The organism is Schaedlerella arabinosiphila (assembly GCF_003885045.1).
Lineage (GTDB): Bacteria > Bacillota > Clostridia > Lachnospirales > Lachnospiraceae > Schaedlerella > Schaedlerella arabinosiphila.
Genome location: NZ_RHJS01000002.1, coordinates 806,584 through 831,984, shown reverse-complemented (window position 1 = coordinate 831,984; position 25,401 = coordinate 806,584). Strand labels below are relative to the sequence as shown.

Sequence of the window (25,401 nt, the reverse complement as noted above, 5' to 3'; positions counted from 1 at the left end):
TGTCAGAACCCGGCCTCTTTCATATACGCCCTTGCCTGGCTGACGGCCCTTCTCGCGTACAGCCGCGGTTCATTGATGTATCCGGTGACCAGTTCCAGGGTTGCCGTCCCCTGATATCCGGCTTCTTTCAATTCCATGAATAATTCTTTTAACGGAATGGAGCCTTCTCCCGGAACAATATGGCTGTCTGTCCCCTGCTCCCCGTCTATAATGTGGAAGTGGTACATTTTATCTCCCAGCTTATCCAGGTAAGCCATGATGCTTTCATGCTGCACATAGGGGGGCACCAGGTCGCACATCCCTACTACATAAGGAGAATCAATCCGCTTAAAAAGCTCCGCCGCGTCATTCGCGCTTTTGAAGGCGTTGCTCTCATAAGGAGTCAGGGTTTCTACTACCAGCTTTACCTCCTTCTTTTCCGCGTGTTCCCCCAATTCACGGATCGTCTTTTCCATGCGGCTCCAGATTTCCTCATAATCGGCCTGGTATCCCGCGTGGGCCGGGCTCACCAGCATATAATCCGCCCCCAGCTCCTTTGCCATATCCAGGCAAAGCTTCAGATACGCAACCGCGTCCCTTCTCTGGAGTTCACTTCCAATCATAAAATTGTACGGATACGCGTTGTGTTCCGGCGTATAACCCAGAACCGGCATTTCATATTGTTCGATCAGGCGCTTCACATCCTCAATCTCCCCGGCCTTCAGATCCGGCGCATATGCGTGAGGGCGCCCGCCCCACAATTCGATGAAATCATACCCAAACCGTCTGGCATCCTGAAAACAATGCTCCAGCGGATTCCTCTGATAGCCTGACGTAAACATGCCAATTTTCATAACTTACACCTCTCTATTTTGTAACCAATTTGCGCAGCAAATGGATTGCCTGCACTTTACACAACCTAATTTACGGTTCCTTTTTTTGTTCTCTGTTTCCGAACTTAATCCTCCCACGGATTAAATGTGGAAACGACTCTGGCTGAAACTCTGGCTCCTGTGTCCAGACATTTCTCCAGCGGTGCGCAGTGTAGGACTTCATAAAGAAATCCTGCGATAAAGCTGTCCCCGGCTCCTACCGTATTTATCACCTCTGCCGGGTAAATGCCGCCCTCCGCAAACCGCTCTCCGTCATACGCCAGACTTCCTTTTTCTCCAAAAGTGGCAACCGCGATCTTCATCCCGCGTTCTACTTTATCTTTTAAAAAGCTTCTGATCTTCTCATCCTTCTCCCCGTGGCAGGAATAAAAACCGTAATCCACAAAGGGAAGCGTCTGCTCCACCAGGGCATGATCCAGCCGGTCTGCGTAATCAAAGCTGATCTGGCAATCCGGATTTGCCGCTTTGATTTTTTCCAGCGCTGCTTCCGCTTTTCCCCAGAGCGCCGTATGCACAAGGTCATGCCCTGCGGCAAAACGCACGTCCTCCTCGTCAAATACGATGTGTTCCAAAACCCCTTCCACATATTCGCCGTGCACCCGGTCCAGCCCGTTTAAGTCCATATACGTAATGGCCGTCGCACCTTCCCCTGTCTTGAAGTGGCTCAGATCCACTCCTTCTTTTCTCAATGACTCCATCATCCATTTCCCATTCGCATCCGAACCCGTTGTACTGATAATCGAAACCGGAATCCCCAGCTTCTGGATATTCACTCCCGTGTCAACCACATTGCCGGTTGGGTATCTGCGGTTGATACGCTCATAGACATCAATGCAGTTATCTCCTATTGCCGCCACTTTCACACCCACTTTTTCTCCTTTCTAAATATGTTTGTTATTTTTTCATACCACTTTGAACGAGTCAAATATAACATAAGATTCCATTTGTTGTCAATTTTGCATTTTTCACATATTATTCCATTTAATTTTAGCTAATTTCACCATTTTTAATTGTATATTTTCTCCAAAAATGACTTGTTCCGGTAGTTTTTATACCTCTTTTTCTTCCTATTAAAGGCAAACTTTCCCTATTTTCCAAATCCCTCTGTACGAGAGCGCTGGCAAACCATTTGTGCATTTTATATATATTATATTTGATTTTTTATACCAATATATCCATCATACTTCAATTTATAACTATATATATATCAGTATTTTTTAATCCAATTTCCGTTTAAAACGTCAATATGCATAAATTTTTTATGCATAATTTGTTATATTTGACATTTTTTATGCGTATTCATTCATTTTTATTGAATATTCCATTCTGTTATGATATGATCGTTTAAAATTGGTATGTTTTTTATATTAACTTATCAATCTCAAAAATGAGTGTATAAAAACAGCCGGCGGCACTCATGGAAAAGATTATTTGAAACAGCCGGGATAAAAAGGAGGTATTTTATGCGAAACGCAGACATGATCTTAAGATCAGACAATATTTTTACCGGGCGGGATCACTCTTGTATTGCCGGTTTTGTGGCTTTAAGCGGAAATCAGATCCTTGCCGTGGGCGCCGGCGGCGGAACGGAGTATATGAATGAGGATACCATTGTTTATGAGCTGGGAAACCAGGTCATCTGCCCTGGTTTTGTTGACGTCCACTGCTTCTTTACCGGGTGGCTTCTGACGACTGCAGGCCCGGATCTGCAGACCTGTACTACAGAAAGCAGCGTGCTTTCGGAGCTTTCCAGATATTCGGCGGGACTCCGGCCGGGGGACACCCTGCTTGCAAGAGGTCTGAAGCCTGATTTTACCGGATTGACGCGTGAAAAACTGGACGAGGTATTCCCGGACCATCCTGTCATCTTATTCCACGAAAACGGGGAAAGCTGTTATATGAACTCCTCCGCAGAAGAGGTTTATCAGTTTACACCGGAGACCTGCTGGTCTGAAAGCTACTGGAGGCTGCTGAGATATCTGTTAAACAAACGGGAGTTTTCTGTCCCCGGTTTCAAAAACTATATGAACATGATGAACTCCCGCGGGATCACCTCTGTAAAGGAAATGGGATTTGATGATTTTTATGGATTTACCGATGTATTAAAAGAACTGGAAGAACAAGACGAGCTGACGCTGCGCGTCCACTTCATGAGCCAGCCGGTGGGCGCTCCTATGGACCTGGAGCACGGAAGACGCATGCGCAGCCATTTTCACAGCCCCTTTTTACGCTTTTCCGGATACAACCAGATGACCGACGGCTCCATCAGCCAGCTTGAAGGGGAAATGAAAGAGCCTTATCTGCACACCCACACCTGCTGCAAAAAGGACATTGACTGGGAAACCCTGAAAACCGACGCCATCGCGGCAGATGCGGAAGGTTTCCGATTTTCCCTCCATGCCCAGGGCGACGGGGCCATCGGAAAAACCGTGGATATCTTTGCCCTGTGCAAAAAGGATGAGAAAGGCCGCCTGGTGAACCGGCACGCAATTACAGACCTGGAATGTTCCGATCCCGCCGATTTGGAGCGCATGGGGCAGCTTGGCATCATTGCCGAGGTTTATCCCCAGATCATGTCTCTGGCCGACCGTGAAAGCAAAGTCTCTATGATCCATGAAACCATCGGAAGCGCCCGGGGGAAAAATTACTGGAACCGCCGGAAAATGGCGGACTCCGGAATCGTCATCTCCTGCGGGACTGACCTTCCGCTTCTCTATGATGATATCCCGGAATCTGTCTATCACAGCACCGGCGCCAGATTTCCGGAGGGCGGCGAACCATTTAACCCGGAAAACGCGCTGACCCCAGGTGAATTATTAGAAGCATGGACCCGGGGCGGACAGTACAATCTGGGACAGGAGGAGATGCTCGGCACACTGGAAGCCGGAAAGACGGCCGATATTGCCGTATTGGACGGGGATCTGTTCCATACCCCTCTGGAGAACATCCGTGATATCAGCGTATCCATGACCATCGTAGACGGAAGGATCGTATACAAAAAATAACAAAGGAGATTATGTTTTGGACTCATTTTATGCAGGCTGGTTTTCCCTGATCCCGCCTATATTCGCCATCACACTGGCGCTTTTGACAAAAGAAGTGATTTTTTCGCTTTTTCTGGGCGTTCTTTCCGGTACATTGATTTATTCTTTGGGAATGGGGCTAAACCCGATCTCAGGCACCGTGGGAACCGCCTTTGACCTGGTCATCAAAAGCGCTGACCTGAATATCATTATTTTTGTATGTTTATTGGGAGCCCTGGTCTCGGTAATCTCTTTGTCCGGGGGCTCCAAAGCCTACGGAAAATGGGCTTCCTCCAAGATCAAAAACGGCAGGCTTTCCCTGGCCGCGGCCGCAGTCCTGGGCATCGTGATTTTCATAGACGATTACTTTAACTGCCTGACCGTGGGAACGGTGATGAGGCCCTTGATCGACAAGTACCAGGTATCCCGTGCAAAGCTTGCCTATGTGATCGACTGCACCGCCGCGCCGGTATGCATCATCGCCCCGGTGTCTTCCTGGGCGGCCGCGGTAGGGAGCAACCTGGAGGCGACCGGATATTATGACAATGGTTTCCAGGTATTTTTGTCCACCATCCCTCTGAACCTATATGCCATTCTCTCTCTGGTGATGGTATTTACGATTGTATTTACCGGAAAAGATTACGGGCCGATGGCGGCCTCGGAGCATTCGGCCCGCTGCCGGATGCCTGATGCCGAAAAGGATTCGGTCCGTCCGGCAGATCGCCCCAGGCAGGGAACCGTAGCGGATATGCTGGTACCCATCCTGGCGCTGATCCTTTTCGCGGTTACCGCAATGCTCTATACAGGCGGCTTCTTCACGGCCGGGGATACGTTTCTGGATATCGGCGCAGCCTTCGGCAGCTCTGAAACCTCAAAATCGCTGGTGTGGGCCAGCTTCGGAGCAATCTTGACGGCTATGGTGATGTTTGTCCCGAGAAAGCTGATGGATTTCAACGAGTTTATGAACGGCATTTCCAACGGTTTTCAGACCATGGTCCCTGCCTGCAGCATTTTGTTCCTGGCCTGGACCATCGGCTCCGTATGCAGAGACCTTTTACAGACCCCTGCATTTGTAAGCGATCTGCTGGCCGGAAGTCATATTCCCATGTTCCTGCTGCCGGCCATGATTTTTGTCATCGCCGCATTTTTAAGCTTTTCCACCGGAACGGCGTGGGGAACCTTCGCAATCCTCATTCCCATTATCGCGCCTGCGGCCCATGCGCTTGCGCCGGAATTATTGACCGTGTCGCTTTCCGCCACTTTGGCCGGAAGCGTCCTGGGAGATAACTGTTCTCCCATTTCCGATACCACGATCCTCTCCAGCGCAGGCGCCGGATGCGGCCACATCGAGCATGTGGAAACCCAGCTCCCCTACGCCCTGACCGTGGCGGTCTGCTGTATAGCAGGCTATCTGGTATCCGGAATTTCCGGCGCCAATGTCCTGCTCACCTTAGGCGTATCCGGCGGCCTGCTGATATTATGCATTTTCACCGCCCATACATTTTATGCCAAACGTGCCGGGGCCTCACCGAAATAATGCTACGACGGGGGTGCCGTACTCTTGTGCAGCACCCCCGTTGACAACCTGCCTTGCACATCGGCGCAATTCAGGATCACACTCCGAATTTCTTTAACAGCATTTTTTGAAATGCGTCTACTCCGATTCCCACGTACACCACTCCCGCCGCCATGGCCGCTCCGATCTGGATGGGAAGGGTCCCGAAATCCTGCACCTTCATGGGCCCTAAGATGGTCAGGCCGATGGCCCAGCCGCACAGCCAGGACGGCACGAAGATGAATTTGGAAAAGGACTCCCCGATGATGACCGCAAGACCGCCCAGCACAAACAGGGTGCAATACAATTCCACATTTGGATGAAAGGGCATTGCTTCCATGATCCAGACTGCCAGAACCGCCCACACATCCCCGCACAGAAAACCAACCGTAATTTTGAACGCGTCTTTTCTCTGGTTTCCGTTTGCTACATACAGCCCGGCGCAGATCAGCGCCACCGCCCCGGTGCTGATTCCTATGTAGGGGCTTAACACCGCCCAGACCGGCGGCATCAGAGCGATCCCGAAGGCCAGCGTAAGCATGCGTATTCTTTTTTCCTTTTTCGCTTCCATATCCTGACTCCTGCTCGATTTTCCATAATTATTCGAAATCAAATTTTTCCCAGACTTTTTTTCCGGTGTACTGCTTTAATTCTTCTTCCCCGTCCAATACGCGGGCGGCTCCGGCCGCCATGGCCTCCATCTCAAATTCTCCCGGGTAAGCGGTGACCGGCGCGATGAAGGAACAGGTCCTGGTGATCTGCTCCACCAGATCCTTATTATGCACCATACCGCCGCCCAGCAGAATGCCGTCCACTTTGCCGTGGAGCACTGCCGCCATGGAACCGATGCATTTCTCAATCTGGTAGATCATCGTATTCCAGAGCATATCGGCATACCGGTCTCCTTTTTTTGCCCGTTCGGTCAGCTCCAGGGCGTCGGAAATGCCTGTGTGGCTGATGAACCCTCCGTTTCGGGTGCACAGCTTTTTCACGTCCGCTATTTCCAGATCATTGTCCCGGATATAGGCCAGCAGGTCGGCCACCGCCACGCTTCCGCAGCGGGTGGGGGCCATGGGGCCTTCGCCGCCTACGATGTCGTACCCGTCCACCATCCGGCCCTGCCGGTGGGCGGAAACGGAGATTCCCCCGCCGATGTGGCAGACCACGTAATTGCATTGTTCATATTTTTTGTGGAGTACGGATTTGCTGTGGCGGATGGCGGTTTCCTTCAAGTTCAGCGCGTGAAGGTGGATGATCCGGTTGACCCCTTTGATGCCTGTCATCCGGGCCAGGTCCTGCAGTTCATCCACGTCCGGCGGGTTGACGACCATCGCCTTTGCCCCGTATGTTTCCGCAAATTCATGGGCAAGCTGGGACCCTAAGCTGGCCGGGTGGACGACCCCGTTGGCAAAATTGCGGGCATGATCCAGCAAAAGCTCTGTCACTTCATAGGTGCCGCCTTCCATGGCAAGCAGGCCGCCTCCCCGTCCGACGAATACGTCTACGTCCTCCAGCGTGATCCCTGCCTCTTTCAAAAGGCCCAGGATCATGTCCCGCCGGTAGGGAAGCTGCTCCGTCAGGTTATGAAACTTTTCCAGCTCCGCCGCATCGTGGGATACGTTTTTGGAATACAGGCACTGTTCGCCCTTGAACAGCGCGATTTTCGTGGATGTGGAGCCGGGGTTGACTGTTAAAATTTTATATTCACTCATGTTTACACCGCTGCTTTCTATGGTTGATTCTCAATTGCTTTGAGGCGCATGTGCCCTGCGTGTTTCAATCTCTCAATTGCTTCCGGACACATGTGCCCTGCGTGTTTCGATCTCTCAATTGTTTCCGGACACATGTGCCCTGCGTATTTCGATCGTTCAATTGCTTCCGGCCGCGCGTACCGCGCTGATCACGATGTTGCCCTTGATCTCGGAGACCGGCGCCCCTCTGGAGCAGTCGCATACCACCTTGTTGAAGCCCTGCAGCATGGGGCCGTAGGCGTCCGCGTGTCCAAACTGCTGGATCAGCTTGACTCCTACGTTTCCCACATTCAGGTCGGGCCAGATGACTACATTTGCTTTTCCCGCGACCTGGCTCTCCCGGTTCACTTTTTTCTCCGCAACAGCCGGGGAGATGGCGGCGTCAAACTGAAATTCCCCGTCGATGGCAAGATCCGGGCGTTTTTCGTTGGCAAGCTTCACCGCTTCCACCACCTTGTCGATCAGCTCTCCCTGTCCGCTGCCCAGCGTGGAATAGCTGACCATAGCGCACCTGGGTTCCCATTCCAGCAGCGCCTTCACCGTGTCACAGGCGGAAATCGCGATGTCCGCAAGCTGGTTCGCGTCCGGATTGGTGCACACCGCACTGTCCCCGATGGCCAGAAGGGAGCCTTCGCTTCCCTGGAAGCCCGGAATATCGCACAGGCCGATGCTGGAGACCGTGCTGATCCCTTCCTTTAGCCCAATGATCATCTGCCCTGCCAGAAGCACGTCCCCGGTGGTGTTGTCGATCCCCGCAAAGGTCACGTCCGCTTCGTCCACCGCCTGCATGACCATCGCGTAATACAGCGGATTCTGCATCCGGCGGTTCAGCGCCTTTTCCTTTAAAATGGTCTGGGGAAGGGCTACATATTTGTCGATCAGCGTTTTCTTATACTCCTCTTCGGTGATATCTACGATGGTAAATACGCCTTCGTCATAGCCTCTTTCCCTGGCCGCCTCCCGGATATCATTCCCATTGCCGACCAGAACCGGGATGATATAGCCCTCTTTTCCCGTCTCGTACGCGGCCTGCATCATTTTCTCGTTCAGAGCTTCCGGAAACGCGACTTTTCTTGGATTTTCTTTTGCCCTCAAATAAATCTGATCCAGTACGCTCATTTCCTACATTTCTCCTTCTATCAGGTCTACCAGGTCCCCGATGGTGGCGCAGCCGCTGGCGTCCGCAAGCATCAGCTCCACATCCAGCTCATTTTCAATCTCGGACACAAGTGCTACCATCTGGATGGACGCCCCGCCCAGATCCTCTTTGAATAATGTCGCTGTGGAGAGGGATGCCGCATCCTTCTTGTAAGAGGTTGATACCATATTGATTACCTGTGTTTCCAGTTCTTTTCTTTCCATGATTCTGATCTCCTTTTCTTTTTATACATCTAAATCAAAAACGACTGTTTTGTATCCGCCTTCCCGCTCAAAGATCGACGCGTGGCAGTTCAGCGGCAGCTTTGCGGACATTTCCGCCCTGTTTTTCTTGCTGATGCCCCGAACCACCGCATTCAGGCGTGTTCCTTCTTCCAGCTCCACCTCGCCGTATGCGTATTTGCCCAGCTTCTTATATTCCGGCTTTGAGGAAAGCGCCGCCGGAAGGACGATGGAGTGCAGCTTTGCCTTTCCGCTGATCTCATACCACTCGGTCTCATAACTGCCGCACGCATTGCAGGCATAGACCGGCGGGAACTCCACATTTCCGCATTTCGGACATTTCCGGCCGAGAAATTTTCCTTCTTCCAGGCCCTCATAAAACTTCTGCACTACTTTTTCTAATTTGATACTCATACATCCGCACCTCCTGTTTTCATGTAACGTTTCTACTCCAATGTCCGAATCACAACTGCCGCGACGTTTTGGGCGCCGCCGTATCCGCGGAGCATGGCCGTTTTCGGCATCTTTTTCACCTGACGTTGGCCGCATTCTCCCCACATCTGCTTGCATGCCTCGTACACATCCGCAAGCCCGGAAGCCGCATGCGCGTGTCCGAAGGAGGTCCGCCCGCCGTTGGTGTTGATGGGCCTGTCGCCGTCCCATGCGGTCCGTCCGTCGCAGATATATTTCCAGCCTTCGCCGTAGGGCAGGTAGCCCGCGATCTCTGCGGATACCAGGTGGGAGGTGATGATAAAGTCATTTGCGTAGAACAGATCCAGATCTTCCCCGGTCAATCCGGTCAGCTCGTATACCTGGCGCACCGCCTCTTCAGTGGCCCGTACTTCAAAGTGGGGCGTGGTCGCTTCGCAGGCCGCGCTTCCGATCCCGATCACCTCAATGGGCTTATGCTTCAAGTTTTTCGCGATCTCCGGAATCATCTCTGTGGCGCACACAATGGCGGCCGCAGCGCCGTCGCACTTCAACTCCACGCCGCCGGCCCTGAGAAAATCTCCCATGCGGGGGTTGTACGGGGAATCCATGTATTCTTCTAATGTCATGCCCGCCTCTTCGGCAAGGGATTCATAGGTCTTTCTCTCGATGGCCAGCGGGTTGACGGACGCATTTCTCCGGTTGTTGATGCACATCCAGTTCAGGGTATTGTTCATCTGCTCGGCAGTGATGCCCCTGGTTCTGACATACCACTCCGCCGCGTCGTCGTAGATCAGCTCCTGTCCGGCCATGAGACCTCTCGTATAGGTGCGGTCGTACAGCCAGGAGGTGGTTTTCAGGAACTTGTCCATAGTCATCTTATCCCTCTTGTAGGGATGCTTCGGGGTTTCCACGCTGTCCGCAGGCGCGGGCGTGCTGTCGCCGAACTCCACCGCCCCTGTGAGCACGCAGTTGTATTTTCCGGAGGCAACCGCATTGACTGCCTGCTCAATGGCCAGATATCCGGTACAGCATGCCTCCGAATGGTGGATCGAACCCTTTCCCTTCATACCGAACCAGTTTCCGATCTGGATGTTGGGGGTCAGGTAATTGGAACCGTTCAGCGGGCTTGCCTGTCCGTGAAAATAAAAATCCACATCCTGGGGATTGACCCCTGCGTCCTCCATCGCTTTCAGCGCTGCGTAGCCGAACATCTCCCCTTCGGTGAGCCCGTCTGTCTCGGGATTGTCCACCGTGTACATGAATGGGGTGCAGCCTACGCCGATGATCGATACGCTTCTTCCATACTTTCCTAATGTCGTCATAATCAACTTCCTTTCCTCTTTACGATTGTGCATTTATTATATATAATAAATGCAGTGTATTCATCGTATTTCTACCCAACATTTGCATTTAGCAAACGATACTTTTTGTGCGATCGTACAACGCAAAACCTGTATCCTGCAACGCATTTTTTTACATCCCCCGGATTCCCTATATTTTCATTCCGGGGCAAAAAGGAGGTCCTATGGAACATTCGGTACTATTGTCGGAACTGAAAGAAAAGGGGTATGAACCCCTGATATTTGGAAAGGAGCATCCTGCCCGGAACCTGCTGTTTGCCAGGCTCTGGGACCCTGCCCAGACCGTTTTTGACCCGGCCGCCCTTTATCTGGGCTCTACCTCCCAGATGCCGGATCCGGAAACGGACTCGGAATTTACATTTTTCTGCTGCGGAGAGCCGGTGGATTTTTCCCGCTATGGGCGCAGTCCCTTTACCCTTGCCTATTTCGGCAGCGCAGTCTCCCAGGCCGCGCTGTTCAACGCTTCCCTGGAGAGCATCTCCAGACTCCAGGAGATCAGCGCCGGCATGCACCTCCTGGTCAACGCCCTGTTCTCCGGAAACGGGCTGCAGTACCTGGTGGACACGGCAGCCCAAATCTTCGGCAACCCCATCTATGTGGTGGATCTGCAGCATAAATACCTTGCCATCTCCGCTGGCCTGATCCCGGACAACGCTTTTTTCACCGCGGAAAGCCAGTCCGGCTATATCAGCGAAAAAGGGATCGCCTCCATCCGCGCCAACCGCCTGGATGAAAAAGTCCGAAAATCGGGAACCGCCTATTATTATGTGAATGAACTGGTGCAAAAAGGGATGCTGGTGGATGCGGTCCGCATCCAGGGGATCGAGGTGGGGCATATCATGATGCTGGAATCGGAACGCCCCTTCCGGGATTTTGACGCGGATTTCTTCCACCGTTTTTCCAACCTGGTTTCCATGGAGCTGCAGAAGGATTCCGCCTATACGAGAAATAAAGGGGTGATGTATTCTTATTTTCTCTCCGACCTGCTCAAAAATCCGGGACAGGATGCCTCCAGAATCCGGGAGCGGCTGCGGCTTTTGGGCTACAACCTGAAAGACACCTTTTATATCGTGGCCATCCCACCTGCCGGGCACAGCACCTCGGATCTGCAGCTCAATGTGATCCTGGAACGTTTGATCCGGATTTTTTCGGGGAGTATCTATGTGATCTATGAGGATACGATTGTATTTTTTATCAGCAGGGAGTTGTTTCAGAATCTCAGCGAATATGAAATGAGCCAGCTTGCGGACTATCTTCTGGCCAACCAGCTAAAGGCCGGGATCAGCAATTTTTTCCGACAGCTTGAGGACATGCCCTCCTTCTACCGGCAGGCTGTGGATGCGGTGAAGCTGGGCTTGAAGCTGAACGACCCTTCGCCGGTGTATTATTACAGTGACTATTATGTGTACAAACTGCTGGAAACCGCGGAGCAAAACGGGGAAAATCTCCGTTTCCTGATCCATCCGGGGCTGATGCGGCTCTACCTCTACGACCAGGAGAAGGGGACGGAGTTTATCGCCACATTGAGGGAGTATCTGCACCAGCCGGGGCAGTCCTCCCAGGTGGCGAAGAATCTCCATATCCATAAAAATACGCTGCTCTACCGGCTGGGAAAGATCCGGGAGCTGATGGGGTGCGAGCTGGCGGTGGGTGAGGAATTTATGAATATGAATCTGTCTATGATGGTCTTGAAATATCTGGGGATGATGTGAAACAAAGCAGCATCGGCAGACAGCTTTTCTGTCTGTCTTTGCGCATGCAAGCGAAATGAATATAAATAAAAACAAAAATTACGTAAATTCCGTAAAAACATTGACATAATATTCAAAAATGGATATATTATAACAGAAAGGAGGGATAAAATCATGCTGGTTCAGTTTATGGCGAAGAATGTGCTGTCTTTTCGAGAAGAAACGATATTGGATATGACGGCAATTAACGCATATAAAGAACACGAATCCAATCTGATTGATATTGGATGTGGAGAAAAATTCCTCAGAGTAGCGGCAGTCTATGGGGCGAATGCCAGCGGAAAGTCCAATCTGTATCTGGCAATGTCTTATTTTCAGCGGATCATCATCGAATCCTTAAATAATGTAAGCGATCACACAGAGTCAGCCATTCATAAATATTATATTCCGTTTTCCTTTGAAGAACAGAAAGAAAATTCGGAATTTCAGGTTGTTGAGATTTTGGATGGATTTGAGTATTGTTATGGATTTGAGTACAATGCGGATTGTATCGTATCGGAATGGATGTATCGGAAAAATCTGAAAACCAAAAGAAAAGCCACTGTTTTTGAGCGTACAACGGAACATGCGGAATTTGGCGCATCTGTTCGAAAGGAATGCGATCTCTATAAAGAACAGATTCCGTCAGATGCGTTGGTGCTCTCTTTTTTTAATAAATTAAAATTAAAGACTGATATTTTCAGAAGCGTATATTCCGGGATACTGGATACGCTGGTGATTCCCTCTGATTTTTGTGAAGATACACGAATCCTTGAACGATATCTTCCGAATATAATCACGGAGCAAAAAGAAAAGCTGATCGAATTTCTGACTGCGATTGATATGGGCATAAAAGATATCATCTGCGATGATCATGAGGAGGATCTCCGGTTCTTCACCGTACACAGAGGAAAAGACGGCAGAGATTACGCTCTGAACCTTTATGCGGAATCCGAGGGGACGATCAAAAGCATCATACTTTTTATCTACGCGTCAATGGCAATTTGGAACAACGGTTCCATCTTTATTGATGAATTAAATACAAAACTGCACCCTTTATTGCTGAAATTTATCGTGGATCTGTTCTACGAGCAGAAATCCACCGCCCAGTTGATCTACACCACCCATGATACGACACTGATGGATAAAAAATTTTTCAGACGGGATCAAATCTGGTTTGTCCAGAAAGATGAATATGGGTATTCGGAACTGCAGGCATTATCTGAGTTTAAAGTCAGATCCGATGCTTCGTTTGAAAAAGATTATCTGGCCGGCGTATACGGCGGAATCCCGTTTCTAAAAGATTTTGAAATGATGGAAGGACAACAAAATGGGGTCGGATGACATTTTTAAAAAACGGAGAGAGGAACGAAAGCAGAGACGGCGCGAATACAGGATACCAAGGGCCAATTCTTTTCTGATCGTAACGGAGGGGAAAAGAACTGAACCCTTGTATTTTAACGGAATGAAAAAGCTGATCGAAGAAAAAACCGGCGGTAATATTCAGGTGGTGGAAAATCCCCTTATAGATATTTCAGGGGAAGGCTGTTCCACAGGAAAGCTGATCGAAGTGACGGACCGTATCGTAAAAGAGGCAAAGATCGTATATCAGAATATATGGGTGGTATTTGATAAGGATGATTTCGCAGACTTTGATCAGGCAATCGCCGAGGGCGCTGAGAAGGGATACAAAATCGCATGGAGCAACCAGTCGTTTGAATACTGGCTTTACCTACATTTTTACTATAGTGATTCCGCGCTTCACAGAGAAGAATGGTGTGCAAAGCTGGATGAGATTTTCAGGAAACACAGGCTGGGCGAGCTAAAATATCAAAAAAATTATGAAAATATATATGATTTGGTAAATATCGACGACGGGGTCAATACGGCGATCAAAAATGCAAAAAGACGGATGGCAGAGTATCACAAAGGGAGATACAAGCCCTCCCAATGTGATCCTGGAACAACAGTTTATAAGCTGACGGAGGAGCTGAAAAGGTATTTAGACGAATACTGATTCAGGGCTGTCTGGAATATATATCGCGCTTTATACCACAGTATATTATGTGCGGATACGATTTCCTGACAGCCCATCTTCCGTAAATACTCACATTTTTCTTACAATTCTTCCAAATCTTGGGGAGCATTAATCTCCACCGGCCCGTTGAAATTCTGGATATCGTAAAACATTTCATATGCTTCTTCCGTCCCATTTTGACGTAATTGCTCTTCTGCCTCTTCCCGGGTCATTCCGGAAAACATCAGATTTGCAATCTCGCCTGCCTTGGCCGCGTCGGTCATGTCAAGCCTGATCCTGACAACTTCGTTTTCGGAAAAGTCAATGTAATATTCCACATCCATCCTATAAGGAACCGCAATCTCCGTAACCCCGTTCCTCTCTTCCTCGGGCAGGCGGGAATAATCTGCCGCATACTCCTCTTCGAACCGGGCACGGTATACATAGGACTTCCTGCCGGAAATGGTTTCTTCCCTGTCAAAAACAAAGGGCTGTCCCTCTTTGATATATACGCAGCTTCCTTTTACGCCTGATTGAATCGTTGTCCAATGATTCAGAGAATCCGCTGTGGGCGCTTTGAAGTTGTACACCACCTGTCCATCCCGCGTATACCAGTACTGCTCCGTAATTCCCTGCTCCGAAGCATCCGCCGCCCGCTCGTACTGCTGATAGGGATCGGAAATCAATTTTCCCCGGGTCTCTCCATAGAGCTTTCTTTGTTCCTCACCGATTGTACTGTACACAGTCTGCGTATACTCATAATCTCCCTGCCAGAAATCATGGATGATCTCCTCCGCCCTGGCATCGGACGGCTGATCCCTGCCGCAGGCTGTAAGCATAACCGCGGCCAACAGGATAAAAACTGCTGCATTGCGTCTTTTAAAGCTTAACATATTTGCCTCCTTTCTGCCGCTGTGAAAACGGCATCTCTTATCACGACGTTTGTTGATTTTATTGTAGTCCTTATTTTCCATTGACGCAATAGAGTTTGCGTGAATGCAGCGGTTTTCGGTTTGAATGGAATGCAGGTGCGACCCTCTGATTGTTTTTCCGCACCTCTACCGTCTTTCCGTCCAACTACACCGTATCGATCCCAATATGGATCAGGATTTCTATGCCGACCGAAGCTTTCAGCCCGAATCTTTCTTCTTAAAAAATCCCATCATCGCTCCTCCTTTAGTCTCTTTGCTTTCTCCGCCGCTTTTTCTGCCATAGTTTCCGCAAGCTTTGCTCCGCATCCCACATAGTTTTCCGGACGGATCATCGCCTCTAATTCTTGTCCGGTAAAAAGTCCTGTCAGGAAATCATCTTCCAACAGGACGGAAAGGTAATCGCATCCCTCCAGTTCCACCTTCATGGCCTTTTCATACATCAGCTCGTGCGCCCTGTCCTTGCCTGTTTTGGCAGCCACGTTCATCATGACCCATTCACTGTTGTCCAGCCCCCTGTTTTTCCAGGCATTTTCATACATCCTGTCCTGATTCACATGAATGGTCCTCGTCAGCTCCTCCATCCGCATCAGCACCTCCGCGGTCAGCTCCAGCGCTTCCTCCAGCATTCCGTCATAAAGCATATAAGAACTGCTGTCGCCTTCAAACATTCTCACACTGGAAAATAGGCCGAGGGAAACCATGGAATACAGCTTCTGGGAATTGGCGATCATCCCCTTTGCCAGCTTTGGATTGATTTTCTGCGGCATAGTGGAGCTTCCCACAGTGCCCTCCTGAAAAGCCTCGCTGACTTCGCCGAACTCTTCCATTCCCGTATAGTACACTTCCTCCGCCATTTTATGACACACGTTGCACAGCAATGCCAGGTTCATAATATACTCTTCCTTGTGGCTGCTGATACTTCTGGAGGGAACCGGCATGGAGTACATGCCCAGCGATTCCGCAACCCGGCCCTGTACACGGATGCCCGCCTCCCCCATAGCGTTGAAAGAACCAACCGCGCCTCCCATCATCACCTGAAAGACCCGTTTCTCGCATTCCTCCATCCTCTCCGCCGCATTGAGCAGCTCGCTGATCCAGACAGAAACCTTATAGCCGTATGTGATTGGAACGGCATGTTTTCCATGGGTTCTCCCAGGCATTACCGTGCCCTTGTGTTTCACAGCCAAAGCAGAAAGGTTTTCCAGGATTTCACCGCACATCCGCAAAAAAATATGATGGACTTTTTTCATCTGGTAAAGCTGGGATGTCTGCTGGATGTTCTGTGTCGTCACCCCGTAGTGCAGATATCTCCCGGATTCTTCCGGACATGCTTTGAGCAGTACTTTCAGGAATGGAACAAATCCATGCCCTATCTTTTTCTTAATCCGCTCCATTTCCTCCAGATCCAGATTTTCCAATCTGCACGCCTGCCTGATTCCTTCGGCGGCCCATTCCGGAATAAACCCTTCTTCTGCCTGTGCTTTCGCCAGCTCTGCTTCTACCAGAAGCCAGCTTTTCCATTTTTCCGAATCCGACAGGATCGCTTTCACACCTCTGTCGCTGATTGTTTTGCTTTTTGAATCATACAATGCCCGCAATTGTAGTTTTCCTCCATTTCCTCATTTTTTCATAAGCTCATCCAATGCATTCCTGACAAATTCCACATGCGGCCCGAACACGACGTGAATATGGTTCTTCTGCGGAAAAAAGAAACCCGCGCAGCCTGAATCCTTTAAGCACTCCTGATTTACTTTTTCCTGGTCTGCCAGATCCACGCGCAGCCGTGAAATGCAGTTTTCCACCTTTACAATATTGGATTTTCCGCCAAGCTGTTCCACCGCGATGGCTGCGATTTCCGGATATCTTTTTTCTTTCAGCAGCATGCTCGCGGATTCGCTGACTTCAAATTTTTCTCGCCCCGGTGTTTCCAGGTCAAATCGTTCGATTGCCCATTTGAATACAACATAGAACACAGCAAAATTTACGGCCCCCAGCAGCACCAGGTTGATCCAATTTGTATGGTCGTACAGCATTCCAAAAATCCCAAAATCAAAAATCGTGCCTCTGATATAGCCGATGGAAATATTTAAAAAACCAAGGGGCAGCGAGAGCAGACCGCAGAGCAGGCAGTAAATCACGAATAACTGGGGCGCGATAAACAGGAAGGAGAACTCCAGCGGCTCTGTGATATTTCCCAAAAACGCGGTTAATACCACTGTCAGAATCACCCCTTTTGCAACCTTTCTGTTTTTTGCAAAGGATGTTCTATACATCGCAAGCCCGATTGCCGGCACACGGAACAGCGTATTGAGCATCTGCCCGGAAGCAAGGTAGCTGGTCAGCTTTGGCATCCATTCTGCCCACGCCGGGTCAGATGGCCCCAGGTTGAACAGGATTTCGTTTACAGCCGGAAGAATGCCCACGTACTGCTGGCCATGGATCATGTAGGTCCCGCCGGCTTCCGTAAACCGCACAATGGAGGCCAATACATGGTGAAGTCCGAAGGGAATCAATGCCCTGTGCATGATCCAGTAAATGCCATGCCCCACATAATCGTTCATAAAGATAAACGAAACAGAGATCAGCAAACGTGTCAGAATCCCCCACACAACCGGAATCACAAATCCGAGAGGAATGGACAGTATAAATGAGAGAATCGGTACCGATTTTTTCCCGCCGAAAAAAGCAAATGCCAGGGGAAGCTCTACTTTATAAAACCGGTCTGCTGTTTTTGCCGCCAGAAGCCCGCAGATGATCCCGCCTGCCGCCTCTATTTTCAGCGTCTGAATGCCAAGCACCATCCCCTGTCCAACCTGCGACATGGTCTCCGGGTCAGCCAAAGTTCCTGTAAGTTTCAGATAGGTGCCCATTGTAACATTCAATGTCAGGTAGCTGACCACGGACGCAAAAACCGCAATCCCTTTCTCGTTTTTGGACATCCCGTATGCAACGCCCATGGCAAACAAAAGCGGAATATTATTAAATATCATACTGGTGACCGTCTGAAGACTTACAATAATGGATTGTAAAACCGCATGATCCAAAAATGGCAGCTTCTCAATCATATACTGCTGGCTCAGCGCACCGCAGATTCCCATAAGCATACCAATCGGCGCAAGCACTGCGATGGGCAGCAGCAAAGATCTCCCGAATGTCTGGATGCCGGTTTTCCAGCCGCCTTTTTGTTTCCTTTTTTTCGTTTTCATCGTAACCTCCTCATGTTTTCTCTACTGTGATTTATAACATTAAGAAGATGCATCCTTTGTTATGATTTCATTATATATACAGTTTAAGGTAATTTCAAAGATATGATATTCTACTTTTCAAAGGAAAATAGTTGCCTTTATTTTCTGGATGCGTTATATTGATGTATATACGAAAAAGTCCGTTTTGCAGGGAAAGGAATGAAAAAATTATGGCATTATATCCGGAAAATTTGAGATTGCTCAATTACATACAGGATCAAAAATCCGTTTCCATAAAGCAGCTTGCATTGTATTTTAAAAAAGAGGTTTCTTCCATTCGAAAGGAGATCCATCATTTGAACCAGGAGCTGCCTTCCCGTTTTCAGATGGAAGTGCATAATAACCAGGTGACCTCGGCCATGAATTATTCCGACTATCTGCATTTTATTCAGAATCTGGAGATGTCTCTGTATCTTCCGTCCATCCGGGAACGGATCGCTGTCATCATACTGCTCTGTTTTCAGAACGGCTATGCCAATTTGAGCCGTCTCTACAGTGAATGGGGATTTTCTCTTACAACCAAAAAGAAAGACACCAGATACCTGAAAACGTATCTCGTGCCTTACGGTCTGGAATTAGTCGTATTACGCAAAAAAGGGATCGCCATCCAAGGGGATGAATTTCAGTTTCGGTTATCTGTATCCGGACTTCTGCTGCAGATTGCCGAAGTGGGCGAAGATCTCAAATTTTATGAGCGGCTTGCCAACTCCCCCTTTGAACATCTGCTCTACAGCCATTTTTCGGATATGCTGCAGGAAACCGAAGAACGGGCCATCCAACTGTACCGCAGGATTTTAGATACCATAAAAGCCGTCCCTTCTTATCCCAGCAAAAAACTGTTGTTGATCTATCTGGTTCTTCACTGCTGCCATAAGGAGCATCTCCATGAATCGCCGAAGTTTTTGATTGCTGCGCCGGACACCCCGTTTTCTTTTTCTGACTCAGCCTTTGAAAACGATGCCATAAACCATATTTTATCGATACTTGATTTTCGCCCGGCTCTTGCCGTGCCCCAAAGCCCCGCGCTGGAGGCGGATGTACGCGGATTTTTCCAGTCCGTATGTTCCGAACTCAATTTGAATTTTTATACAGAAAGGCAGGTATTTCAGGAACTTTATACCTATCTGTATAAAAAAATCTCGGCCCATTTCTATCATATTGAACTGTCGGATAAGCTGGTAAAACATACGGAGCAGCACGAACGTGAAATCTACGCCTGTATATCCGAATATGCTTCCTTCTTCCTGAAAAACTGGCAGTTTCAGATGAACCAGGACCACATCTCTGCAATCACATTGATGATGAAAAAGTGGATTTTGCGGAATAAAATCATCGGACGGGAAAAAATGCGGCTTATATTGATTACGAATACCATCCAGGAAAAGCTTGAATATTTTGTTGAAACACTGAAAGAATATTTTGATTTTAAAATCGTGGCCGTATTGGACATCAACGAACTGTACCAGATTGAAACCCTGTCCTACCAGCACATCATCACTTTATCCGACAGGACCTCCCTTGTATTGGAAAAACTGGGCTTTCCTTACATCCGGCTGCATTTTTTCCTTACGGATTCGGATATTTCCATCCTTAAGGGCCTTGGCTTTCCAACCAGGGCCAGCAGATTTATCGCGCATAATTTTATCAGCCAGATATATTCCGGTTGTTCTGAAAAAGATGCGGAAGAATATCTTTTGGAAAACTATGGGGATTATTTCATTTAAACGTCCGGGAGAAGGATTCTTTTGGGGCTTTTTCCATCAAGCCCCCGATTCGGAATAAAGGCTTGGTGGTACCTCTTTTTCTGTAAATCCAAAAAATCTGCGAATTTACCGCTTCCGTAAATGACAGATTTCCGGGATTTACATAAATGTCCATGGCTTCACTCCTCTATTTTATCACAATCTTCCACTCATCCTTTTCCACCACATACTGAAATTCACTGCAGCTTTCGTCAAGCATGACGCGGAGCAGTTCATGGAAGCCCTCCGCCAGATTGACATCGGACAACTCCTCTTTACCGACCCAATGCATCTCCCCTTCCTCAGAAGAGACCACCTCCCCGGTAAAATGGTCTGCCCGGAACAGAAAGACAATGTATCGCCCGCCCTCAATCGGAAACTGCTTGACCCCGCACAGCCTGGGGCGAACAATGGTCAGGCCCGTTTCCTCTTTCATCTCCCGGATCACCGCATCCACGAAAGACTCGCCCCTTTCCACATGTCCCCCGGGGAAGGTAAACCCGCTCCAATCCGGCTTCACCCTGTCCTGCAGCAAATATTGGTCTCCCCGGCGGATCAGGCACAATACCGTCAATTCCACCTCTTCCGTACGCCCCATAAGTTCCTCCTCATAGTCCCCCTGGCTGGTATGCTGTTTGGGACAATTGCTTTTAGTCTTCTTTTTGTATTTTCTCAATCAAACATGTATGATCCGGCTGCGGGCAGAGCAATTACGCTAAAATCTTCCGCACCTTCTCAATCGGAATGTCACATTCAGATGCAATATTCTGTTCCGTTTTCCCCTGCGCCTGCAGCCGGAATACTTGCTTTGCCAATTCGATGCCATGTTCTTCTCCGATTTTCCTGCCGTGTTTCTCTCCGATTTCTCTGCCGCGCCTCTCTCCACGCTTCTCCCCGCGCTTCTCTCCAATTCTCTGTGCACTGCTCAAAAATGAATTATGATCCTTCAGCGCTTTCTCTCTCGCTTCATATTCAAGGCGTTTCAAATCATCCGCGCTTAACTTCTGCAGCGCTTCATAAGCCTCGCCCAGATATTCACTCTTCTTCGCCATCTGTTCAAACTCCTCCTTATTTTTCCCGTTAAAAAAACGCATCCAGTTGACGATCTCTTCCCCGGTCTGTATCTCCTTCGGCAGCTTTTTCAGTTCCAGGATCTGTATCTCCAGCTTGTCGCTGTAAAGCTTTCCTGTCTTTCTTTTGCAAAAGCCGATCCTGTGATAGCACTCCTTATCCTTTGGAAAACGGATAAAATCCAGAATACTGACGTGTATACATTTTTTCAGATTTTCATAGTATTCTCCGGATTTCAGTTGATCCGAAAACATTTTACAAAGATAAAACAGGGCCCGCTCATCCCAAAATCCGTACCCCTTTACCTGCATCCCCATGTTGATCTGAGTACCGTCCAGCATGCGCACACGCACGTCCAGGATTCCCAGCTTATCGTCTGCGTAGCTGCGCTGCAGATGGGTAGGGAGCAGCTCCGTTTTCTCAACTGTTTCCGGGGAAACCCGCAGGATTGCGGCGCAGAAGCCTTTCCGAACCATCGGGTTCTCCATCAGCCCTGCAAAGCATACGTCAACCTTCGGCAGCATAATAAAATCTTGGTTTGTTTTTTTCGTTGTCTGAATCATTCAATTCTCCTTTCTCCTGCAGGACTTTCCGAGTGTTTACGCGAGGAGATGAGAGAATTTCCGTCACACTTCAGAACAGCCGGCAGGTCTGCGCGCGGCCGGCTGCTCTGAATCGCTGCAAATTTTATTTTCTGAACTAATCATAACACGAATCATGGACTCAGAAAAGTAAAATTCCTACAAAAACAGCCTGAAAAATATCCTCCTGGCAAATGAAACTCGAAAATCTGCTTTATAAAAAACTGTGATTGAGTAACCCGGCGATGTACCGGCAAGAACAAAAAAAGATGAATATCTTTTTGGATTCTTCCTGTTAAGGATAACATATCGCGGCCAAATACACAACCCCGAATGTATTTTCGCATCATGCTCTTTAAAAGACAGTAGTAGACAGATTACTATTTTATTGACATATTTGTTTCAAAAAGATTGCCGTTGGTATATTTATCTGTAAAAAATCTATGTAAAACCGATTCATTTATCTGTCATTATCTCTTTGACATTTCACATTTTACTACATCTCCAAAATTAAAAAACATCTTTTGATTATCCGGTATTCCAGGGTGCGCAAGATGCAATTTTGATTCGAAAATCAGCAGGAGGTTAGACTCAATGCCATGAACTTAAGGCCTTATCGCTCTGATCATTCCTTTCTCTTTCATCTCTTTGCTTTTTTACATAATATAAGCCACAGACCTCTTCCTTTAGAAGTCTGTGGCGTTCAAGTACCATAAATTGCTTTTAGTCTTCTTTTTGTATTTTCTCAATCAAACATGTATGATCCGGCTGCGGGCAGAGCAATTACGCTAAAATCTTCCGCACCTTCTCAACCGGAATGTCACATTCAGATGCAATATTCTGTTCCGTTTTCCCCTGCGCCTGCAGCCGGAATACTTGCTTTGCCAATTCGATGCCATGTTCTTCTCCGATTTTCCTGCCGTGTTTCTCTCCAATTTCTCTGCCAAGTTTCTCTCCGATTTTCCTACCGCGCTTCTCCCCGCGTTTCTCTCCAATTCTCTGTGCACTGCTCAAAAATGAATTATGATCCTTCAGCGCTTTCTCTCTCGCTTCATACTCCAGGCGTTTCAAATCATCCGCGCTTAACTTCTGCAGCGCTTCATAAGCCTCGCCCAGATATTCACTCTTCTTCGCCATCTGTTCAAACTCCTCCTTATTTTTCCCGTTAAAAAAACGCATCCAGTTGACGATCTCTTCCCCGGTCTGTACCTCCTTCGGCAGCTTTTTCAATTCCAGGATCTGTATCTCCAGTTTGTCGCTGTAAAGCTTTCCTGTCTTTCTTTTGCAAAATCCGATCCTGTGATAGCACTCCTTATCCTTTGGAAAACGGATAAAATCCAGAATACTGACGTGTATACATTTTTTCAGATTTTCATAGGATTCTCCGGATTTCAGTTGATCCGAAAACATTTTACAAAGGTAAAACAGGGCCCGTTCATCCCAAAATTCGTACCCCTTTACCTGCATCTCCATGTTGATCTGAGTACCGTCCAGCATGCGCACACGCACGTCCAGGATTCCCAGCTTATCGTCTGCGTAGCTGCGCTGCAGATGGGTGGGCAGCAGCTCCGTTTTCTCAACCGTTTCCGGGGAAACCCTCAGGATTGCGGCGCAGAAGCCTTTCCGAACCATCGGGTTCTCCATCAGCCCTGCAAAGCATACGTCAACCTTCGGTGACATAATAAAATCTTGGTTTGTTTTTTTCGTTGTCTGATTCATTCAATTCTCCTTTCTCCTGCAGGACTTTCCGAGTGTTTACACGAGGAGAGGAGAGAATTTCCGTCACACTTCAGAACAGCCGGCAGGTCTGCGCGCGGCCCGCTGCTCTGAATCGCTGTAAATTTTCTTTTCTGAACTAATCATAACACGAATCATGAACTCAGAAAAGTAAAATTCCTACAAAAACAGCCTGAAAAATATCCTCCTGGCAAATGAAACTCGAAAATCTGCTTTATAAAAAACTGTGATTGAGTAACCCGGCGATGTACCGGCAAGAACAAAAAAAGATGAATATCTTTTTGGATTCTTCCTGTTAAGGATAACATATCGCGGCCAAATACACAACCCCGAATGTATTTTCGTATCATACTCTTTAAAAGACAGTAGCAGACAGATTACTATTTTATTGACATATTTGTTTCAAAAAGATTGCCGTTGGTATATTTTTCATAAAATACCAACACTCAAAAATTTCTTTTTTTCAGGAAGCAGCACGATATTTCTATAGATACCCGCAGGATCATCATACTGAACAGTATCAGAATCACCGCTGGTACCGGGCGAATCGTCATTGTGCCGTGAATCATATCCAGCTTCGCCAGGCGGTTCAGTCCTGTCAGTACACATGTCGGAGCTATAAGCATTCCCGCGAACAGCACAGCCTTTATCTTTCCATACGAAGAGCGATAGTACAGCGGGAAACATATACCCCATGCCATTGATATGATAAAAAACACAATCGCGGCGTCGGAAAAAGTCAGTTTATATTTTGCCAAAGCAATCCCCTGGATTTTGGTAAACGACATTACCTGACAGCAAATCAAAGTAAAGAGATATATCAAAACTGCCAGAAGATATTTTGCTTCAACCATATTTCTTTTTTTATAGGGAATTACCATTAAGTAGAGGTTCCCCTTATATTTATCTTCCATTGCAAAGATACTGCTGAACAGGAAATAGCATGAAAGGCTGACTCCTGTCAGCAGAACATAAATACTGCTGAAGCGCGGCAGGTTCTGAGCGCTGAGAAAAACCGGCACTCCGACGGCACAGGCCGGCGAAAGCCAAAAATAATCGCCTGCTAATAACAGATCTTTTTTTAATAAAGTATACATCTTCATCTTATTTCCCCCTCCTGCGGATTATTTCCATCATCGCATCCTCAACGGTTGGCGGATTCTTTACGGATTCCATCAAAAATACCTCTCTGGAGCACTCCCTCAATATTGTTCCGTTATGAATAAAAACAATATCGTCACATATCCTGTCGATATCCGATATCGCATTTACAGAGAGTAATATGGTTTTCCCTTCTTCTTTCTGCGCCAGAAGTTCCCCGCAAAAAAACTGACGGGTTTTCGGATCCAGTCCGCCGGATGGCTCATCCAGTATCAGCAGCTCCGCATGATGCGATAAGGCTAACGCAAGGCTGTATTTCATTTTCATCCCCCTGGAAAGCGTATTGATCTGCTGTGTACGGGATAGTCCGAACCGCTCTATATATCCGAAATAGATACGTTCATCCCAGCTTCCATAGGCTCCCGCAATGATGCCCGTCATTGCTTCCAGTGTGAGCTCCTCGTAAAAGCATCCGCTGTCAAAGACAACTCCGATCTTATCTTTGTATTCCTGCTCATTCCGTAGCCCGGTAAGGCCGCCGATTGAGATCTTTCCTGTCTCATAGGGAACCGCTCCTAAGATACACTTTAATACCGTTGTTTTGCCGGAGCCATTCATTCCTATAAGGCCTGTAATCCTTCCTTCTTTTAATGAGAACGAAATATCATTCAGCTTAAAATTGTCATAACTCTTTGTCAGATATTTTACAGTCAGCATAAAACCACCTTCACCATTGTTTTAAAAAATATAATTTATGTTCCTTTGTCTTCATTTTATTTCATTTTTGTATAAATGTCTCAAAAATTGCATAAGAGGTATTTCAGAATGCTCAAACTTTATATGCCACAACTCCAAAAACATTTTTGAAAAG

At 48.1% G+C, this 25,401-nt stretch carries 22 protein-coding genes; 6 read left to right on the top strand and 16 right to left on the bottom strand.

All coding sequences use genetic code 11. The features are described 5' to 3' along the window. Positions 1-2 precede the first annotated feature (2 nt). Both frlC and frlD read right to left on the bottom strand, forming a co-directional pair. Entirely contained in the window at positions 3-833 is an 831-nt protein-coding gene (gene frlC / locus EBB54_RS04325; RefSeq protein WP_125126507.1) for a fructoselysine 3-epimerase, read from the bottom strand. Between the two features lie 104 nt (positions 834-937). Then, positions 938-1,741, bottom strand: a complete 804-nt coding sequence (frlD, locus tag EBB54_RS04320) for a fructoselysine 6-kinase (protein WP_125126506.1) — start codon at positions 1,739-1,741, stop codon at positions 938-940. A 594-nt stretch (positions 1,742-2,335) separates the two neighbouring features. Between frlD and EBB54_RS04315 the strand changes: the two genes are divergently transcribed. Together EBB54_RS04315 and EBB54_RS04310 are read left to right on the top strand one after the other, a co-directional pair. Then, positions 2,336-3,877 (top strand): amidohydrolase, encoded by a 1,542-nt coding sequence (locus EBB54_RS04315; protein WP_125126505.1) that lies wholly within the window; start codon positions 2,336-2,338, stop codon positions 3,875-3,877. Between the two features lie 16 nt (positions 3,878-3,893). Next, a complete protein-coding gene (locus EBB54_RS04310) occupies positions 3,894-5,432 on the top strand; it encodes a Na+/H+ antiporter NhaC family protein (protein WP_125126504.1) in 1,539 nt (512 codons plus the stop codon). Between the two features lie 76 nt (positions 5,433-5,508). Here the strand turns inward: EBB54_RS04310 and EBB54_RS04305 are convergent, their stop codons facing one another. The 6 genes from EBB54_RS04305 to EBB54_RS04280 form a co-directional block, all read right to left on the bottom strand. After that, positions 5,509-6,021: a DUF1097 domain-containing protein gene (locus tag EBB54_RS04305; RefSeq protein ID WP_125126503.1), complete on the bottom strand. Its 513-nt coding sequence runs from the start codon at positions 6,019-6,021 to the stop codon at positions 5,509-5,511. 28 nt (positions 6,022-6,049) lie between these two features. After that, complete coding sequence (gene buk, locus EBB54_RS04300) at positions 6,050-7,162, bottom strand: butyrate kinase (RefSeq protein WP_125126502.1); 1,113 nt, start codon at positions 7,160-7,162, stop codon at positions 6,050-6,052. A 156-nt stretch (positions 7,163-7,318) separates the two neighbouring features. Then, a complete protein-coding gene (locus EBB54_RS04295; RefSeq protein WP_125126501.1) occupies positions 7,319-8,320 on the bottom strand; it encodes a phosphate acyltransferase in 1,002 nt (333 codons plus the stop codon). A gap of 3 nt (positions 8,321-8,323) precedes the next feature. Beyond that, positions 8,324-8,563 (bottom strand): acyl carrier protein, encoded by a 240-nt coding sequence (locus EBB54_RS04290; protein WP_004069640.1) that lies wholly within the window; start codon positions 8,561-8,563, stop codon positions 8,324-8,326. A gap of 21 nt (positions 8,564-8,584) precedes the next feature. Continuing rightward, positions 8,585-8,995 carry a Zn-ribbon domain-containing OB-fold protein gene (locus tag EBB54_RS04285; RefSeq protein ID WP_004069641.1) on the bottom strand — a complete coding sequence of 137 codons (411 nt, stop codon included), beginning with the start codon at positions 8,993-8,995 and terminating at the stop codon, positions 8,585-8,587. 32 nt (positions 8,996-9,027) lie between these two features. Then, positions 9,028-10,335, bottom strand: a complete 1,308-nt coding sequence (locus EBB54_RS04280) for a thiolase family protein (protein WP_125126500.1) — start codon at positions 10,333-10,335, stop codon at positions 9,028-9,030. Between the two features lie 203 nt (positions 10,336-10,538). Between EBB54_RS04280 and EBB54_RS04275 the strand changes: the two genes are divergently transcribed. From EBB54_RS04275 to EBB54_RS04265, 3 genes are all read left to right on the top strand, one after another. Then, positions 10,539-12,086: a PucR family transcriptional regulator gene (locus EBB54_RS04275; protein WP_125126499.1), complete on the top strand. Its 1,548-nt coding sequence runs from the start codon at positions 10,539-10,541 to the stop codon at positions 12,084-12,086. Positions 12,087-12,239: 153 nt separating this feature from the next. Further along, positions 12,240-13,448, top strand: a complete 1,209-nt coding sequence (locus tag EBB54_RS04270) for an AAA family ATPase (protein WP_125126498.1) — start codon at positions 12,240-12,242, stop codon at positions 13,446-13,448. Next, entirely contained in the window at positions 13,435-14,121 is a 687-nt protein-coding gene (locus EBB54_RS04265) for an RloB family protein (protein ID WP_125126497.1), read from the top strand. The genes EBB54_RS04270 and EBB54_RS04265 overlap by 14 nt, the downstream gene beginning before the upstream one ends. Positions 14,122-14,222: 101 nt before the next feature. Here EBB54_RS04265 and EBB54_RS04260 read toward each other — a convergent pair whose 3' ends face one another. From EBB54_RS04260 to EBB54_RS04245, 3 genes are all read right to left on the bottom strand, one after another. After that, on the bottom strand, positions 14,223-15,014 hold the full coding sequence (locus EBB54_RS04260) for a hypothetical protein (protein WP_125126496.1): 792 nt from the start codon (positions 15,012-15,014) through the stop codon (positions 14,223-14,225). Positions 15,015-15,283: 269 nt separating this feature from the next. Continuing rightward, positions 15,284-16,642: a class-II fumarase/aspartase family protein gene (locus EBB54_RS04250; RefSeq protein WP_243127517.1), complete on the bottom strand. Its 1,359-nt coding sequence runs from the start codon at positions 16,640-16,642 to the stop codon at positions 15,284-15,286. A 30-nt stretch (positions 16,643-16,672) separates the two neighbouring features. Next, entirely contained in the window at positions 16,673-18,259 is a 1,587-nt protein-coding gene (locus EBB54_RS04245; protein ID WP_125126494.1) for a PTS transporter subunit EIIC, read from the bottom strand. 209 nt (positions 18,260-18,468) lie between these two features. Between EBB54_RS04245 and EBB54_RS04240 the strand changes: the two genes are divergently transcribed. Continuing rightward, entirely contained in the window at positions 18,469-20,022 is a 1,554-nt protein-coding gene (locus EBB54_RS04240; protein ID WP_162307083.1) for a helix-turn-helix domain-containing protein, read from the top strand. A gap of 166 nt (positions 20,023-20,188) precedes the next feature. On the opposite strand, the gene EBB54_RS04235 is transcribed toward EBB54_RS04240, so the two are convergent. The 5 genes from EBB54_RS04235 to EBB54_RS04215 form a co-directional block, all read right to left on the bottom strand. Further along, the gene (locus tag EBB54_RS04235) at positions 20,189-20,638 is read right to left on the bottom strand and encodes an 8-oxo-dGTP diphosphatase (RefSeq protein WP_125126492.1); all 450 of its coding nucleotides are present in this window, start codon (positions 20,636-20,638) and stop codon (positions 20,189-20,191) included. Between the two features lie 112 nt (positions 20,639-20,750). After that, the gene (locus tag EBB54_RS04230; RefSeq protein ID WP_125126491.1) at positions 20,751-21,674 is read right to left on the bottom strand and encodes an Rpn family recombination-promoting nuclease/putative transposase; all 924 of its coding nucleotides are present in this window, start codon (positions 21,672-21,674) and stop codon (positions 20,751-20,753) included. 801 nt (positions 21,675-22,475) lie between these two features. Next, positions 22,476-23,411, bottom strand: a complete 936-nt coding sequence (locus EBB54_RS04225) for an Rpn family recombination-promoting nuclease/putative transposase (protein ID WP_125126490.1) — start codon at positions 23,409-23,411, stop codon at positions 22,476-22,478. Between the two features lie 464 nt (positions 23,412-23,875). Further along, positions 23,876-24,532, bottom strand: coding sequence for an ABC-2 transporter permease (locus tag EBB54_RS04220; protein ID WP_125126489.1), 657 nt, complete (start codon positions 24,530-24,532; stop codon positions 23,876-23,878). 1 nt (position 24,533) lies between these two features. Then, complete coding sequence (locus EBB54_RS04215; protein ID WP_125126488.1) at positions 24,534-25,247, bottom strand: ABC transporter ATP-binding protein; 714 nt, start codon at positions 25,245-25,247, stop codon at positions 24,534-24,536. Positions 25,248-25,401 lie beyond the last annotated feature (154 nt).

What these genes read in the sequence shown, in the direction of transcription:
- frlC (WP_125126507.1), bottom strand. Translation starts at nt 833, where the DNA reads ATGAAAATTGGCATGTTTACGTCAGGCTATCAGAGGAATCCGCTGGAG.
- EBB54_RS04315 (WP_125126505.1), top strand. Translation starts at nt 2,336, where the DNA reads ATGCGAAACGCAGACATGATCTTAAGATCAGACAATATTTTTACCGGG.
- EBB54_RS04305 (WP_125126503.1), bottom strand. Translation starts at nt 6,021, where the DNA reads ATGGAAGCGAAAAAGGAAAAAAGAATACGCATGCTTACGCTGGCCTTC.
- buk (WP_125126502.1), bottom strand. Translation starts at nt 7,162, where the DNA reads ATGAGTGAATATAAAATTTTAACAGTCAACCCCGGCTCCACATCCACG.
- EBB54_RS04295 (WP_125126501.1), bottom strand. Translation starts at nt 8,320, where the DNA reads ATGAGCGTACTGGATCAGATTTATTTGAGGGCAAAAGAAAATCCAAGA.
- EBB54_RS04290 (WP_004069640.1), bottom strand. Translation starts at nt 8,563, where the DNA reads ATGGAAAGAAAAGAACTGGAAACACAGGTAATCAATATGGTATCAACC.
- EBB54_RS04285 (WP_004069641.1), bottom strand. Translation starts at nt 8,995, where the DNA reads ATGAGTATCAAATTAGAAAAAGTAGTGCAGAAGTTTTATGAGGGCCTG.
- EBB54_RS04280 (WP_125126500.1), bottom strand. Translation starts at nt 10,335, where the DNA reads ATGACGACATTAGGAAAGTATGGAAGAAGCGTATCGATCATCGGCGTA.
- EBB54_RS04275 (WP_125126499.1), top strand. Translation starts at nt 10,539, where the DNA reads ATGGAACATTCGGTACTATTGTCGGAACTGAAAGAAAAGGGGTATGAA.
- EBB54_RS04270 (WP_125126498.1), top strand. Translation starts at nt 12,240, where the DNA reads ATGCTGGTTCAGTTTATGGCGAAGAATGTGCTGTCTTTTCGAGAAGAA.
- EBB54_RS04265 (WP_125126497.1), top strand. Translation starts at nt 13,435, where the DNA reads ATGGGGTCGGATGACATTTTTAAAAAACGGAGAGAGGAACGAAAGCAG.
- EBB54_RS04260 (WP_125126496.1), bottom strand. Translation starts at nt 15,014, where the DNA reads ATGTTAAGCTTTAAAAGACGCAATGCAGCAGTTTTTATCCTGTTGGCC.
- EBB54_RS04245 (WP_125126494.1), bottom strand. Translation starts at nt 18,259, where the DNA reads ATGAAAACGAAAAAAAGGAAACAAAAAGGCGGCTGGAAAACCGGCATC.
- EBB54_RS04240 (WP_162307083.1), top strand. Translation starts at nt 18,469, where the DNA reads ATGGCATTATATCCGGAAAATTTGAGATTGCTCAATTACATACAGGAT.
- EBB54_RS04235 (WP_125126492.1), bottom strand. Translation starts at nt 20,638, where the DNA reads ATGGGGCGTACGGAAGAGGTGGAATTGACGGTATTGTGCCTGATCCGC.
- EBB54_RS04230 (WP_125126491.1), bottom strand. Translation starts at nt 21,674, where the DNA reads ATGATTCAGACAACGAAAAAAACAAACCAAGATTTTATTATGCTGCCG.
- EBB54_RS04225 (WP_125126490.1), bottom strand. Translation starts at nt 23,411, where the DNA reads ATGAATCAGACAACGAAAAAAACAAACCAAGATTTTATTATGTCACCG.
- EBB54_RS04220 (WP_125126489.1), bottom strand. Translation starts at nt 24,532, where the DNA reads ATGAAGATGTATACTTTATTAAAAAAAGATCTGTTATTAGCAGGCGAT.
- EBB54_RS04215 (WP_125126488.1), bottom strand. Translation starts at nt 25,247, where the DNA reads ATGCTGACTGTAAAATATCTGACAAAGAGTTATGACAATTTTAAGCTG.